This window comes from Sphingomonas mangrovi (genome assembly GCF_047975845.1).
Lineage (GTDB): Bacteria > Pseudomonadota > Alphaproteobacteria > Sphingomonadales > Sphingomonadaceae > Sphingomonas.
In genome coordinates this window covers 1-13,970 of sequence record NZ_JBIUCZ010000012.1, presented here as the reverse complement: position 1 = coordinate 13,970, position 13,970 = coordinate 1, and the positions used below count along the sequence as shown (strand labels likewise).

General features: G+C 72.0%; 11 protein-coding genes. 3 read left to right on the top strand and 8 right to left on the bottom strand.

Translation table 11 applies throughout. The features are described 5' to 3' along the window. Positions 1-4: 4 nt before the first annotated feature. From tilS to ACBY01_RS07860, 5 genes are all read right to left on the bottom strand, one after another. Positions 5-1,060 (bottom strand): tRNA lysidine(34) synthetase TilS, encoded by a 1,056-nt coding sequence (gene tilS, locus ACBY01_RS07880; RefSeq protein ID WP_416460255.1) that lies wholly within the window; start codon positions 1,058-1,060, stop codon positions 5-7. Further along, complete coding sequence (locus ACBY01_RS07875) at positions 1,023-1,964, bottom strand: hypothetical protein (protein ID WP_416460254.1); 942 nt, start codon at positions 1,962-1,964, stop codon at positions 1,023-1,025. The genes tilS and ACBY01_RS07875 overlap by 38 nt, the downstream gene beginning before the upstream one ends. A gap of 149 nt (positions 1,965-2,113) precedes the next feature. Next, positions 2,114-2,941, bottom strand: coding sequence for a RodZ domain-containing protein (locus ACBY01_RS07870; RefSeq protein ID WP_416460253.1), 828 nt, complete (start codon positions 2,939-2,941; stop codon positions 2,114-2,116). A gap of 113 nt (positions 2,942-3,054) precedes the next feature. Further along, positions 3,055-5,331 (bottom strand): phosphoenolpyruvate--protein phosphotransferase, encoded by a 2,277-nt coding sequence (gene ptsP / locus ACBY01_RS07865; protein ID WP_416460328.1) that lies wholly within the window; start codon positions 5,329-5,331, stop codon positions 3,055-3,057. 67 nt (positions 5,332-5,398) lie between these two features. Beyond that, positions 5,399-5,962, bottom strand: a complete 564-nt coding sequence (locus ACBY01_RS07860; RefSeq protein WP_416460327.1) for a helix-turn-helix domain-containing protein — start codon at positions 5,960-5,962, stop codon at positions 5,399-5,401. Positions 5,963-6,058: 96 nt separating this feature from the next. Between ACBY01_RS07860 and ACBY01_RS07855 the strand changes: the two genes are divergently transcribed. Then, positions 6,059-6,535, top strand: a complete 477-nt coding sequence (locus tag ACBY01_RS07855) for a DUF6456 domain-containing protein (protein WP_416460252.1) — start codon at positions 6,059-6,061, stop codon at positions 6,533-6,535. On the opposite strand, the gene ACBY01_RS07850 is transcribed toward ACBY01_RS07855, so the two are convergent. Continuing rightward, a complete protein-coding gene (locus ACBY01_RS07850) occupies positions 6,489-9,011 on the bottom strand; it encodes a DUF2339 domain-containing protein (protein WP_416460251.1) in 2,523 nt (840 codons plus the stop codon). The genes ACBY01_RS07855 and ACBY01_RS07850 overlap by 47 nt on opposite strands. A 107-nt stretch (positions 9,012-9,118) precedes the next feature. On the opposite strand from ACBY01_RS07850, the gene dapF reads away from it, so the two are divergent. Continuing rightward, positions 9,119-10,069 carry a diaminopimelate epimerase gene (gene dapF, locus ACBY01_RS07845; protein ID WP_416460250.1) on the top strand — a complete coding sequence of 317 codons (951 nt, stop codon included), beginning with the start codon at positions 9,119-9,121 and terminating at the stop codon, positions 10,067-10,069. A 278-nt stretch (positions 10,070-10,347) separates the two neighbouring features. Here the strand turns inward: dapF and ACBY01_RS07840 are convergent, their stop codons facing one another. After that, positions 10,348-10,890, bottom strand: a complete 543-nt coding sequence (locus ACBY01_RS07840; RefSeq protein WP_416460249.1) for an MOSC domain-containing protein — start codon at positions 10,888-10,890, stop codon at positions 10,348-10,350. Between the two features lie 16 nt (positions 10,891-10,906). Next, positions 10,907-11,740: an acid phosphatase gene (locus ACBY01_RS07835; RefSeq protein ID WP_416460248.1), complete on the bottom strand. Its 834-nt coding sequence runs from the start codon at positions 11,738-11,740 to the stop codon at positions 10,907-10,909. Positions 11,741-11,983: 243 nt separating this feature from the next. Here ACBY01_RS07835 and ilvD point away from each other — a divergent pair, with 243 nt between their 5' ends. Further along, entirely contained in the window at positions 11,984-13,834 is a 1,851-nt protein-coding gene (gene ilvD / locus ACBY01_RS07830) for a dihydroxy-acid dehydratase (protein WP_416460247.1), read from the top strand. Positions 13,835-13,970 lie beyond the last annotated feature (136 nt).

Here is a 13,970-nt window from a genome sequence, read left to right as displayed (position 1 = left end):
TCGATCAGCGTGATCGACGCGGCGGGGCGGGGCGGAATCGCCAATCGTCGCCGCGTGCGGAGGCGAGCACCCCCGCCTGGGTCGCGCTGCCGCCCGCCTCCAGCGCGTCGAGCAGCGGCTCGATATTGGTGGCGTCCGACCAGCTGCCCTCGCTACGGCCGGCGTCGCGGACGTGCGCGATCGCGCGGCGAGCGAGTCGACGGCGAAGCTCGCGGGGGAGGCCGCGGACGTCGACGCGGCGTTCGTCGTCCTCGGCGGCGTGCAACCGCTCACGCTCCAGCCAGACGACGACCTCGGCGAGCGCGGCATCGCTCTCCGCACAATGCCGCGCCGCATCGGCGAGCCCCGGAACGTCGAGCAGCGGCGCCTCGGCAAGCAGCGTGCGGACGCCGGTGCGGTCGTGGCGCGGATCGGCGTTCGAGGGATCGTCGACGAACGGCACCCCGGCGGCAAGCGCGCGTAGCGTCGCGCGGCGCCAGCCGAGCAGCGGCCGCGCGACGATCAGCGCCGGACCCTCGGCGTCCGCTCGGCCGCGCCAGCGCGCGGGCTGCCACGTCCAGCGTGCGCGGATGCCGGCCAGCCCGGCCGGACCCGAGCCGCGCACCGCGCGCATCAGGAAGGTCTCGGCCTGGTCGTCGGCGTGGTGGGCGGTGAGCAGCGCCGCGGCGTCGTGCGACAGCGCCCACTCGCCGAGCAGGTCGTAGCGCAACTGCCGCGCCTGCGCCTGGAGGCTCGCGCCGTGCGGCGGCCGGGCAGGGGAGAGGGTGGCGTGGGGGATATCGGCATCGGCGCACCAGCGCGCGACCATGGCGGCTTCGTCGGCGGCGTCGGCGCGCAGCCGGTGGTCGACGGTGGCGGCGAGGATGCGGCCGGGCAGCGCGGCCTGCGCCAGCGCCAGCATCGCCATCGAATCGGGCCCGCCCGACACGGCGAGCGCGATCCGGCCCGCGCGCGGGGCGCCGATCGCGGCGGCCAGGTCGTGCGCGAACCGCGCGACCGCCGCCGGATCGAGCGTCACCGGGTCAGCTGCACTTGGCGGCGGCGCGCCCGCGCTGGACATCGGCCTTCATGCTCGCCGAAATCCGGTCGGCATAGACGTCGGTCAGTTCGGAATAGACCTCGCACGCGTCCTTGGGCTTCTTGAGCTGCACCAGCGCGTCGGCGAGGTAGAAGAGACTGTCGGGGGCACGCTCGCCGTCCGGCATCTTCTTGTAGTTGTCGTAGAAGGCGATCGAGGCGAGGCTCGGCTTGCCGTCGTCCAGATAGGCGCGGCCGATCAGGTTCTGTGCCCAGCTCGCACGGCGGTGCTTGGGATATTTGTCGACCACGGTCTTCAGCTGCTTTTCCGCGGCGCCATATTGTTTGGCGGCCCACAGGCGGTAGCCGTAGACATAGGCGTCCTCGGCCGGATCGCCGCTCGGCGCCGGCTTTTCCACGCCGGTTGCCGAGACGTCCGCAGCGGCCGTTGCCGGCGGCGTGGCCGCGCCGCCGCTGCCGGGAAGCTGGAGCGTGCCGCCGCCGTTGCCGGGGCCGCGGGAGGGCGCGGGCGGGGGTATCTCGCCCTCGACCGCCGACGCGGGGGCCGTGCCGGCACCGCCGCCTTCGAGCGCGGTCAGCCGCGCGTCGGTCGCGCGCTTGTAGGCGTTGAACGCTTCCTCGGCCTGGCGGAGCTTGTACTGCGCCTGCTCCACTTGGCCGGTGAGCGTCATCTGCTGCGATTCGAGCGCGGCGACCCGCGCTTCGAGGTTGGCGATCGGGCTGCCGGCGGGCGAGCCGGGCGCTTCGAGCGGCGTCTGCGGCGCGGTGATCTGCGGCTCGACCTGCGCGAGCGCGCCGCCCGGGAACACCTTGCGCTGCACCGCGCGCATCTCGCGCTCCAGCTTGTTGACCCGTCCATCGAGTCCGCTCTGCGCGGTGGCGGGAACCGAAACGGCGAGGCCGGCCGCGAGAAGCGGAAGCGTCATGAGGATACGCATGTCGTCACACCCCCCGGTGGGAATTGGAAACAAGGCGACCCTAATCGCCCGCCGATGCTGTCGCCAGCCTTAAGCGACCTTTAGGAAGTTGCGCCGGCGTCCTTTTTCGGACGGACCGGCGCATTCGCGGGTGCTGTTCAGCCCTGCGGCGCGGCGGCCGCGCCGTCGGCCGGCGCGGCGTCGCGCGCGCGCAATGCCTGGGCGCTGACGCCGATGTCCTTGATCGGGCGCGCCCCGCTGCCGAGCGGCGCCACCGACGATCCGTTGATCGTCACCGCCAGCTTGTCCGGACGGCCGATGTTGATCATCGGGCCGTTGGCGTCGGTCGGCACGTCGTAGCGTTCGCCCGCCGTCATCGTCTTTTCGAACAGCGCCTTGCCGCTGGCGTCGTAGACGCGCACCCACACCTCGTCGGTGGCGGTCAGCGTCACCTGGCCGCCGCTGGTCGGGGCGGCCGGAGCAGTCTCGGGCGAGGCGCTGGGGATCGGCAGCACGCCCAGTTCGCTCTCCGCCGTCGCAGCCGGTGCCGGCGGCGTGTCGTCGCCGCGCAGCAGCGTCGTGCCGAACCACAGCGCGAGCAGGATCAGGATCACCACCACCGCGATCAGCCCGCCGTTGGCGAGGCCGCGCGACGGCAGGCGCGGCGGCGCGTGCGGCTGGAGGTCGGGCTTGGGCTCGCGCCGCTGATAGCCGGTGTCGAGCTCGCGGCGCAGATCGCGGGCCAGCGCGACCTCGTCGACGCCGACGGCGCGCGCGTAGGAGCGGCCGAACCCCATCGCATAGGTGGTCGAAGGCAGTTGCGAGAAGTTGGAGGTCTCGATCGCTTCCAGATGCCGCTGCGGAATCCGGGTGCGCGCCGCCACCTCGGCAAGGTCGAGGCCCTGCGCCTCGCGCGCCTGCCGCAACCGCTCGCCCGCCTTCATCGCTGTCGAGGCCCGGTCCACGGTGCCCTCGCCCTCACCCATTCCATTCTCCAAGCGGGGGATAGTGCTTCTTCGTCCGGTCCCCGCCGCCGCGCGGAGGTTTCCGACAGGCGTACACCTGTGTCAACGCCGCGTGCGCCGCGTCCGCCGCCGTTTCACGCCAGTTCAACCCCATTTTCCACCGCCCAGTCGGTCAGCGCCGCGCGCATGTCCGCAGGGGGCGCCGCGAGCAGCCGCTCGACCTCGGCGGCGATCGCCGCGCGATCGAGCGAACGGACCATTGCCTTGACGGGTCCTACGGCCGCCGGGGTGATCGAAAGCCGGTCGATGCCGAGCCCGAGCAGCGCCATCGCCTCCAGCGGCCGCCCGCCCATCTCGCCGCAGACGGTGACGGGGATGCCGGCGTCCCGCGTCGCGCGGACGATGCGGCGCAGGAAGCGCAGGATCGCCGGGCTCAGCCAGTCGTAGCGCAGCGCCAGCTGCGGGTGCGCGCGGTCGGCGGCGAACAGGAACTGGGTGAGGTCGTTGGTACCGATCGACAGGAAGTCGAGCTTCGGAAACAGCAGGTCGAGGACCTCGGCGAGCGCGGGCACCTCCAGCATCGCGCCGTAGCGGATCTCCAGCGGCAGCTTGCGTCCGCGCGAGGCGACCCATTCGCGCTGCCGCTCGAACAGCGCGCGCGCCTGCTCGAACTCCCAGGGCTCGGACACCATCGGGAACATGACGTTGAGCGTGCGGCCGGCGGCCGCCTCGATCAGCGCGCGCGCTTGCGCCTTCATCAGTCCTTCGCGGGTCAGCGCCAGCCGCAGCGCGCGCCAGCCCATCGCCGGATTCTCTTCCTCGTGGTCGCCGCTGTCGAGATAGGGCAGCGCCTTGTCGCCGCCGATGTCGACGGTGCGGAACACGACCGGCCGGTCGCCCGCCACCTCCAGCACCTCGCGATACAGCCGCTGCTGTCGTTCCCGGGAGGGCAGGGTGGCGGAGACGAGGAACTGGAACTCGGTGCGGAACAGCCCGATGCCGTCGGCGCCGGTCAGGTCGAGCGCGGCGGCGTCGTCGCGCAGCCCGGCGTTGACCATCAGCGTCACGCGGTGGCCGTCGCGCGTCACCGGCGGTTCGCTGCGCAGCGCCGCGAACGCCGCACGCCGCCGCTGCGTATAAAGCAGCTTGGCGTCGAACGCCTCCTCCAGATCCGCGGTCGGGCGGATCACCAGATAGTCCTCGACCGAATTGAGCAGCAGCCGGTCGCCCTCGGAGATCAGCCGGCGCACGTCGCGCACCCGGCCGAGCACCGGCACCCCCATCGCGCGGGCGACGATGGTGACGTGGGCGGTGAGCGAGCCCTCCTCCAGCACCACGCCCTTCAGCCGGCGGCGGTCGTATTCGAGAAGCTCGGCCGGTCCCAGATTGCGCGCGATCAGGATCGTGTCCTGCCTGAGGCCCAGCTGCGCCGCGGTGCCGAGCTGGCCCGACACGATCCGCAGCAGCCGGTTGGACAGGTCCTCCAGGTCGTGCATGCGGTCGGCGAGCAGCGGGTCGGAAATCTCGCGCATCCGCATCCGCGTGCGCTGCTGCACGCGCTCGATCGCCGCCTCGGCAGTGAGGCCGGAATCGATCGCCTCGTTGATCCGCCGCGACCAGCCCTCGTCATAGGCGAACATCTTGTAGGTCGCGATGACCTCCTCGTGCTCGCCGCCGACGCCGAACTCGGCCTGGCTGGTGATGCGATCGATCTGCTCGCGCATCTTGTCGAACGCGGCATAGACGCGGTGGCGCTCGGCCTCGGTATCCTCGGCGACGGTATGCTCGACGGTGATGCGCGGCTGGTGGAACACCGCCACGCCCGCCCCCATCCCCTCGACCAGCTTGAAGCCGTTGACCCGCACCGTGCCGGTCGCCTGCGGACGGGCGCTCGCCCCCGGCGCGGTCGAATCGATCAGGTCGGCGTTGGCGATCAGCTCCGACAGCACCATCGCCACCGTCTGCAGCGCCTCGATCTCCACATCGGCATAGCGGCGCGGATCGGTGTGCTGCACCGCGAGCACGCCGACCGCGCGCTCGCGGCGGATGATCGGCACGCCGGCGAAGCTGTGGAAGCGCTCCTCGCCGGTTTCGGGGCGGTAGGCAAAGTCCGGGTGCGCCGCCGCTTCGGCCAGGTTGAGCGTCTCGACATTGGCGGCGATCGTGCCGACCAGCCCCTCTCCGGGCGCGAGCTTGGTGACGTGCACCGCCTCTTCGGCGAGGCCGACCGTGGCGAACAGCTCGAACAGCCCCTCGCGCAGCAGGTAGATCGAGCAGACCTCGCTATCGAGCGTCTCGCCGATGATGTTGACCACGCTGTTGAGCTTGGCCTGGGCCGGGCTGCGCGACGCCATCACGTCGTGGAGGCGGGTGAGGATTTCGCGGGCGGAGGCGGCGGCCGAGGCGGGCATGGCGCTGGCTACCATGTCGATCCCGCCGACACCATCGGCTGGCGAACGCAATCGATGCTGCACCTGCTCACAGGGTGCGTACCAGCTGCGTCGCGACCGCGATCCACGCCGGTTCGGCCACCACCTGCTGGCGCCCGCCCGCGCCCGGCGGCAGCAGGTGGAGCTTGGTCCCGTCGCGCGCCAGCAGCCGGCCGAACACGAAGCGGCCCGCCGGACGCGGCACCAGCACGTCGCGGTTCATCGCGCCGGCAAAGCCATCGGGGGCGATCCGCGCGCACCAGATCTCGTCGCCCGCGCGATAGTCGCCGATGCTGCCCGAGACGGTGACCGCAACCAGTTCCGGCTCCAGCCGCGGCGGCGCGATCGTCGCGGCGCGGCGCGGCGCGGTGGCGCCGTCGGCGTCGAGGACGGCGGCCACCGGTACGTCGGGCCGGTCGGGCAGGGTGACCAGATCGGCGGCGTCGACGCCCAGCGCCTCGGCGATGCGGTTGAGCCAGCCGATCGAGACGGTGCGCGTGCCCGTCTCCAGCCGGCCGATCGTCTGCGCGGTGGTGGACGGACGGCAGCGCTGCGCCACCTCCTCCAGCGTCAGCCCCTTGGCGCGGCGCACCTCGCGAATGGCGGTGATCATCATCGGCTCCCGCAGCAAACCATATCGGTTTGTACCTGTCCTACAAACCCGCCGCTGTGGCAAGGGCCGTCGCGTATGGAGTCGGAGGAGCCGAGCATGCGCGAACTGGCGGAACGAGCGATCGAGGGAGAGCGGGTGGGCAAGGGCGCGCCGCTTCGCGGACGGCGCGGCGTCACCGTCAACCTCGCCGAATCGCCGCTGTCGTGGCTGCGCGCCCGAGGGCTCGTCACGCCGCGCCAGTTCGACGCGGGCGAGCAGCTGCGCGACGACTATGAGGCGGCGTCGCTGGGGCCGCGGGTGACGATGCGCTGGGATGCGGCACCGGCGACCGGCGGCAGCCGCGGCGCGCCGATGGAGGGAACGCCGGGCGGGGCGCAGCTTTCGGCCAAGCGGCGTTTCGACGCGGCGATCGCCGCCGCCGGCCCCGGCCTCGCCGACGTGCTGTGGCGTGTGGTCTGCGCGGGCGAGGGGCTGCCGGCGGCGGAGAAGGCGCTCGGCTGGCCGGCGCGCGCGGGGCGGCTGGTGCTTACGCTCGCGCTGGATCGGCTGGCGGAGCACTATCGGCTTCGGTGAGGAAGCGGCGATAGCCCCAGCCGATCCCGATCAGCGCGAAGCCCAGCCCCAGGAACGACAGGATGCGCAGCACGCCTTCGAGCGCGGAGGCATCGATCAGGAACACCTTGAAGGTGGTGGCGGTGAGCAGCAGCAGGCCCAGCACGCGCAGGTCGGACGCCTTGGCGGCGATGCCGCGCCACAGCCAGAACAGCGACAGGCCGAGCATCGCGGCCGAATAGCCCCAGTTCTCGCCGGTGCCGACCGAGCCGGTCATCACGCTGCCGTGCGTCGCCTGGCGAACCGTCGCCAACAGCGCGAGCAGGGCAAGCGCGGCGGCGATCTGGCGGGTGCCGCGCCGCGGCGGCAGCAGCCAGAACAGCCCTGCGGCGAGCGCGAAGTGGAGCGTCGCGGCGTTGAGCAGCGGGATCGGCCCGACCGCCTGCGTCACCCAGGCGGGGTTCAGCCACAGCAGGTCGAACCACAGGATGCGTGCGCCGCCGAGCGCTAGCAGCAGCACCGCGCCGCGCGCAAACCAGCCAGCGCGCAGCAGCGCCCAGCCGGCGAGCAGCAGCGCCTGGGTGAGGACGGCGCGCTCGACGAAGCCGACCGCCACGAAGGTTTCGGCCGACGCGATCGCCAGCGGCTGCTTGAGCAGCAGATAGGCGAGCAGCGGCACCGCGCCGCCCGCCACGCCGATCGCGATCCGCCGTGCCGAGCCGAAGCTCTGCCGGTCGGCGAACAGGATCGCCACCAGCGCGGCGGTCGGCAGCGCGAGGAAGCGGAGCGCGTCGCCGATCGGCGGCAGATGCGGCAAGGGCAGCGGGTCGCCGCCGAGCGAGCGGCCGAGCGCGCCGGCGAACGGGATCAGCGCCGGCAGCGCCAGCGCGACGAGCCCGGCGAGCGGCAGCAGCGTCAGCCGGCGCAGCGTCGCATCGCCGGTCTCGCGTCCCCAGCCGGCGAGCGCCGCCATCGCCGCGGCGAGCGGCAGCGCCACCAGCGCGGCCGGCACGACCTGCTGCAGGCCGACCCACAACAGCACTGCCGCTGCCAGCGTACCGCCGACCAGCCCGATGTCGGTGGTGCCGGCGCGATCGCGATGCCGCCAGCTCAGCCAGCCGCAGGCGGCCGCCAGCAGCAGGTCGAGCAGGCACCATGCCGCCGGGGCGAGCAGGCCAGGTGCGGCGAGCTGCGCCGCCAGGATCGGCCCCGCGGCGCCGACGACGCCGAGCAGCGCCCAGCCGCGGCCCTGTCGCGACAGCAGCAGCCCCGGCACGGCAAACAGCAGCGTCGCGATTCCCGCGGCGAGCGGCGTCATCCCCGGATCGGGGCGCATCAGCCCGACGCCGATCAGCAGCAGCACCAGCCCCAGCGCGGCGAGCGGCGCCGGCATCAGCTTGGCGTCGCGCCAGGCGAGGAACAGCGCCGCCGCCGACAGCACGAGGTAGAAGCTCCAGGCGAGCGGGCCAAAGTCGAGCAGCGGGGCGGCGAGCAGCAGCTGCGCGAACCCCGCGACCATCGGCGCCGCGCGCAGCCACGGGCGCCGGATGCCGGCCGTGGGCAGCGCCAGCGTTACGCCGACCGCCAGCGCGACGATGAACGCGGCGACACCCGCGACCGCATCGCCTTGGATTGCGGCGAGCAGGAACCCGGCCCAGCCGAACGCCGAAGCGCCGGCGGCCAGCGCCAGCCAGGTCCAGCCGCGCGCCACCGCCAGCCACAGCAGCGCCGCGACGAACAGCCCCAGATAGACCAGCAGCGGCGCGATCCCGGCGGCGTCGAAGCCGGCGACCAGCGGCGCGGCGAAGCCGCCGATCAGCGCCATCACCGCGGTCGGCGGCCCGTGGCGCAGCGCCAGCCCGAGCGCGCCGGCGGTGATCGCCAGCATCAGCACGAAGCCGGCGAGCGGCGTCACCAGATGGTAGAGCGCGGCGGCCAGATAGAGCGTCGCATAGAGGCTCGCGACCCCCGCGCCGGCGAGCACCTGGCCGATGCGCGCGTCGTCGCGCGTCGCGGGCAGCCGCCGCGCCGCCTCGCTGCCGGCGAGCAGCAGCAGCGCGAACAGCCCGGCAAGCGCGGTGCGGATGCCCGGCGTCAGAAGTCCGCTTTCGATCGACAGCCGGACGAGGAACACGCCCGCCAGCACCAGCGCGGCGCCGCCGACCCAGACAGGCAGCCGGCCGCCGACCAGCGCCTCGAAGCTCGGCATCTCGAACCGCGGCTTCGGCGGGACGCTCGTCTCGGGCGGAGCAGGCCGACGCGCGATCGGCGGTTGCTCGACGGGGCGTTCCACGAACGCAGGTTCGGCGCGGCGCTCGACGGCCGGTTCGGTGCGGACCGCGACGGTCGGCGGCGGAGAGAGCGGCGCTTCCGAGCGCAGCGAGGTGGGGGCTCTGCGCAGCTGCTCGAGTTCGCGTTCCACCGCCGTCAGCCGGCGCGCCATATGGACGAGCGCCGCGACGATGCCGGCGAACAGGAGCGTCAGAAACAGATCCACCCCTGCTTCTTGGCACAGCCGCCCGGGCAAGTCCGCCCCAAATGCGCGCGGTGGACGCCGCGCCGGCGGCCTCTATATGCGCGAACGTCCTCCAGGAGCGCCCAGCCATGCAGATCGAATTCGTCAAATGCCACGGGTCGGGGAACGACTTTCCGCTGGTCGACGCGCGCGGCCTGGAGCTGCACGAAGACGCCTGGGTGCGGCTGGCGCGCGCGCTCGCCGATCGCGCCGGTCCGGTCGGCGGCGACGGGCTGCTGCTGCTCACCGCCGGCGATGCGACCCACGCCTTCGGCATGCGGATGTTCAATCCCGACGGCAGCGAGGCGGAGACCTGCCTCAACGGCGTGCGCTGCACCGCGCGGCTGGGGTTCGAGCGGCTGGGCGTCGACGCCGCGCGCGTGCTGCTCAAGACCAGCGATGCCGAGGCGCAGCGCCAGGCCGAGCTCGCCCCCGGCGTCGCGACGATCCGCACCCGCGTCGGCCCGGTCTCGACGCGCGCGGTCGACGTCGGCCTGCGCATCGCCGAGCCTGAGGTGATCGACGCGCCCATCGCCGGGCTGCCGAGCGACCGCGCCTTCACCGCGGTGGCGATGCCCAACCCGCATCTGGTGGCCTTCGTCGATGCCGTCGACGAGGGCGAGCTGGTCGCGCTCGGCGACTGGTGCGAGGGCGCGCCCGCGCTGCTCCCCGCCCGCGGCAACGTCAGCTTCGTCGAGGTGCGCGGCAGCGAGGCGGCGCCAGCGCTGTTCGTGCGGACTTATGAGCGCGGCGTCGGCCTCACCAACAGCTGCGGCAGCGCGATGGCCGCCTCCACCTACGCCGCGGCGCGCACCGGCCGCATCCCGTTCGACCGCGAGGCGCGCGTGTTCAACCGCGGCGGCATGGTCCGCGCGAGCGCCACGCCGGCGGCCGAGGTGACGATCGCCGGCAACGCCACCTTCGAATGGGACGGCCGGATCGGCTTCGATCCCGCGACCGGCGCGCTCGACGGGCTGACGGTGATCGCGCAGCGGCCGGCCGAGGTCGCCTCCTGGGACGCGATGCTCGCCAGCCTCTGAGCCCGCGTCCGTTCCGGCTTAGAATTCCCTGCATCGAGCCACGCGGTGTCGCCGGACAGGCGGGTGGAAGAGGTTTCGGACCCCGTCGGCCGGCTCGGACGGATTGACGTTCCCCCATTCCCGTTCGTCTCGAGTAGGGATCGAGCTTGTCGAGAGTCCGTATCGAGAGAGCCGCGAGCGTCGACCTCTCGATACGCCGTCTCGACAAGATCGACGGCACCTCGAGGCGAACGGAGGAAGGGGAAGTTCGGGCCTCCGACGCTGAATGGCGATACCCGCTAGACGGGCTGGAGCGGCAGGTGGGGTGGCGGCGGCAGCGTGACCGCGATCGGGTCGCCGGGCCGGATCGAACCTCCGGCGCGCACGATGGTCATGATGCCGGCTTTCCGGATCAGCGCGCCATCCGGTGCGCGATCCAGGACGGCGGCGAGCAGCCCAGGGCGAAACCGCTCGATCTGCGCGCACGGGTTCCGCAACCCCGTCACCTCCAGCGCGACCTCGCTTCCGATCGCCAGCACCGTGTTACGCGGCAGCCCGAGCAGATCGATGCCGACCGTCGTCACGTTCTCGCCCAGCTCGCCGGGCCCCACGTCGAACCCCTTGGCCCGGAGGTCGTCGAACAGCTCGGCATGGAGGAGATGGACCTGGCGCAGATTGGGCTGGCTGGGATCGGCGGCGACGCGCGAGCGGTGCTGCACGGTCGCGCCATGGTGCGCATCCCCCGCGACGCCGAGCCCCGTCAGCACGGCGAGGTCCGCGACCGTCTGCTTGGAGAAGCGATGCGCCGCGTCCCGCGCCACGGCCAGCACGCGAGCGTTCATCGAAGGCTCCTCTTGTCTAGCGGGCGTCGCGCTTCTCACGTGCCGCGTGCAGCTGCGGCATGACGCGTTGCTGTACCAGCGCGCGTTCGGCATCGCACCCGGCGATCGGCGTCGAGGCGGTCGCGCGCAGCTGGGCGAGTTCGGCGCGAACGTCGCGCAAGGCCGCCTGATACGCGGGCTTGGTGGACACCACCGCCATCGTCGCCGAGGCCGACTGCATGCCGGCTTCCACCGCGCTTTCGTTATGCGCGCCGCAGACGAAGCGGCTGTCGCCATAGGCGCGGCCGCGTTCGAGGATCTGCTGCGCCCGATCGGGCACCGCCGCGGTCAGGACCAGCGCCCAGGTCCAGCCCCAGGTCGTGTGACCGGACGGGTAGTCGTAGCTCATCCGCCCGGCGCGGCGGTCGAAGAGTTCGTCGGTGGGCTGGCACACCGGCCCCTTGTCGTAGGTGAACGGGCGCTGTCGCTGGAACCGCTCCTTCGCGTGGCCCGTCTGGCTGCCGGTGTCGATGCTCGCCCGTTCAACGAGCGCGACGAGCTTCGGCGCGTTCTCCGGCGTCAGCCGGACGCCGACCGAGCAGCTGAAGTCGGCGAGCAGCGCCGGCACGGCGTAGTTCGCATCGTTCGTCGCAAGCGCCCAGCGCGGCGTCCCGGCAAGCTTCCGCGTCGCCTTGAAGATCTTCCGGTCCGTCTCGAAGCGGGGATCGCCCTTGCGCGGCGCCGGCTCGAGCACCGCGCTGACGTCGAACTCGCCGGGGGCGAGGAAGCCGAGCCTCTGCTCTGCCGCAGCCGCGCCGAAACCGGCGGCTCCCGTGATGGCCAGCAAGGCGATCAGGCTCTTTCGGATCATCGGCGCTCCCCTTTTCCGCAACGTACGAGGCTTAGCAGCCTGTGCCGCGACGGCAACTCGACGCGCTGCAGAGGAGAAGCGGACGGGCCGCCGTAAACCTAGATCGTCCAACGGGTGTGCCGTCTCGGCACCGCCCTTCCGGGCTAATATTTAAATGTCGCTGTAGCGTTCAAATACGCAATAAAATGTTGCGGGGCATCAGCGGGTCGCGTAGGGGCGGCGCGATTTCGAAGAGAGAGCCCCATGCCTGCATATCGTTCCCGCACCACCACTCACGGCCGCAACATGGCGGGCGCGCGCGGGCTATGGCGTGCGACGGGGATGAAGGACTCCGACTTCGGCAAGCCGATCATCGCCGTCGTCAACAGCTTCACCCAATTCGTGCCCGGCCACGTCCACCTCAAGGACCTGGGCCAGCTCGTCGCGCGCGAGATCGAGGCGGCGGGCGGCGTCGCCAAGGAGTTCAACACCATCGCCGTCGACGACGGCATCGCGATGGGCCACGGCGGCATGCTCTATTCGCTGCCCAGCCGCGAACTGATCGCCGACAGCGTCGAGTACATGGTCAACGCCCATTGCGCCGATGCGATGGTGTGCATCTCCAACTGCGACAAGATCACCCCCGGCATGCTGATGGCGGCGCTGCGGCTGGACGTGCCGGCGGTGTTCGTCTCCGGCGGGCCGATGGAAGCCGGCAAGGTCGTGGTGAAGGGCAAGAAGCGCGCGCTCGACCTGGTCGACGCGATGGTGGTCGCCGCCGACGAAAGCTACAGCGACGAGGAAGTGGCGAGCATCGAGCGCTCCGCCTGCCCGACCTGCGGCAGCTGCTCGGGCATGTTCACCGCCAATTCGATGAACTGCCTGACGGAGGCGCTGGGGCTGTCGCTGCCGGGCAACGGATCGACGCTGGCGACCCACGCCGACCGCGAGAAGCTGTTCCGCGAGGCCGGACATCTGATCGTCGACCTCGCCAAGCGCTGGTACGAACAGGACGACGTCACCGCCACGCCGCGCGGCATCGCGACGCTGGGCGCGTTCGAGAATGCGATGAGCCTCGACATCGCGATGGGGGGCTCGACCAACACCGTGCTCCATCTGCTGGCGGCGGCGCAGGAGGGCGGGGTCGACTTCACGATGGCCGACATCGACCGGCTGTCGCGCCGCGTGCCATGCCTGTGCAAGGTCGCGCCGGCCAAGAGCGACGTCCACATGGAGGACGTCCACCGCGCCGGCGGGATCATGGCGATCCTGGGCGAGCTCGAGCGCGCCGGCCTGATCGACGCGAGCCTGCCGACGGTGCACGCGCCGAGCCTCAGCGATGCGCTCGCGCGCTGGGACATCGGCCGCACCAACAGCGAGGAGGTGCGCGACTTCTTCCGCGCCGCCCCCGGCGGCGTGCCGACCCAGACCGCGTTCAGCCAGGCCGAGCGCTGGGAAGACCTCGACACCGATCGCGAAAAGGGCGTGATCCGCTCGGCCGAACACCCCTTCTCCAAGGACGGCGGCCTCGCGGTGCTGTTCGGCAACCTCGCGCCCGAGGGCTGCATCGTGAAGACGGCGGGCGTGGACGATTCGATCCTCACCTTCCGCGGCCGCGCGCGCGTTTACGAGAGCCAGGACGCGGCGGTCGTCGGCATCCTGGGCAATCAGGTCGAGGCGGGCGACGTGGTGGTGATCCGCTACGAAGGGCCCAAGGGCGGGCCGGGGATGCAGGAAATGCTCTATCCGACCAGCTATCTGAAGTCGAAGGGGCTGGGCGCCGCCTGCGCGCTGATCACCGACGGGCGATTCTCGGGCGGCACTTCAGGGCTGTCGATCGGCCATGTCTCGCCCGAAGCGGCCGAGGGCGGGCTGATCGCGCTGGTCGAGACCGGCGACCCGATCCTGATCGACATCCCCAACCGCGGCATCCGCCTCGACCTCGACGACGCAGTGTTGGCCGAGCGCCGCGCGGCGATGGAGGCGCGCGGCGCCAAGGCGTGGAAGCCGTTCGGCCGCAAGCGGGCGGTGTCGCCGGCGCTGCGCGCGTACGCGGCGATGACCACCAATGCGGCGCGCGGCGCGGTGCGCGACGTGAGCCAGGTGGAGGGGTAGGGGGGCTAATCTTCCGTCTTCATGCTGACGAAGGTCAGCATGTGGATTCACATTCGAAGTGCAACAGTTGGAATGCCTCGGCGGGGGTACGGAAGCCGAGGCACTTTCTGGGGGTGTTGTTGTAGGCGCGCGCGAC

What these genes read in the sequence shown, in the direction of transcription:
- tilS (WP_416460255.1), bottom strand. Translation starts at nt 1,060, where the DNA reads ATGTCCAGCGCGGGCGCGCCGCCGCCAAGTGCAGCTGACCCGGTGACG.
- ACBY01_RS07835 (WP_416460248.1), bottom strand. Translation starts at nt 11,740, where the DNA reads ATGATCCGAAAGAGCCTGATCGCCTTGCTGGCCATCACGGGAGCCGCC.
- ACBY01_RS07855 (WP_416460252.1), top strand. Translation starts at nt 6,059, where the DNA reads ATGCGCGAACTGGCGGAACGAGCGATCGAGGGAGAGCGGGTGGGCAAG.
- ilvD (WP_416460247.1), top strand. Translation starts at nt 11,984, where the DNA reads ATGCCTGCATATCGTTCCCGCACCACCACTCACGGCCGCAACATGGCG.
- ACBY01_RS07840 (WP_416460249.1), bottom strand. Translation starts at nt 10,890, where the DNA reads ATGAACGCTCGCGTGCTGGCCGTGGCGCGGGACGCGGCGCATCGCTTC.
- ACBY01_RS07870 (WP_416460253.1), bottom strand. Translation starts at nt 2,941, where the DNA reads ATGGGTGAGGGCGAGGGCACCGTGGACCGGGCCTCGACAGCGATGAAG.
- dapF (WP_416460250.1), top strand. Translation starts at nt 9,119, where the DNA reads ATGCAGATCGAATTCGTCAAATGCCACGGGTCGGGGAACGACTTTCCG.
- ACBY01_RS07875 (WP_416460254.1), bottom strand. Translation starts at nt 1,964, where the DNA reads ATGACGCTTCCGCTTCTCGCGGCCGGCCTCGCCGTTTCGGTTCCCGCC.
- ACBY01_RS07860 (WP_416460327.1), bottom strand. Translation starts at nt 5,962, where the DNA reads ATGATCACCGCCATTCGCGAGGTGCGCCGCGCCAAGGGGCTGACGCTG.
- ptsP (WP_416460328.1), bottom strand. Translation starts at nt 5,331, where the DNA reads ATGCCCGCCTCGGCCGCCGCCTCCGCCCGCGAAATCCTCACCCGCCTC.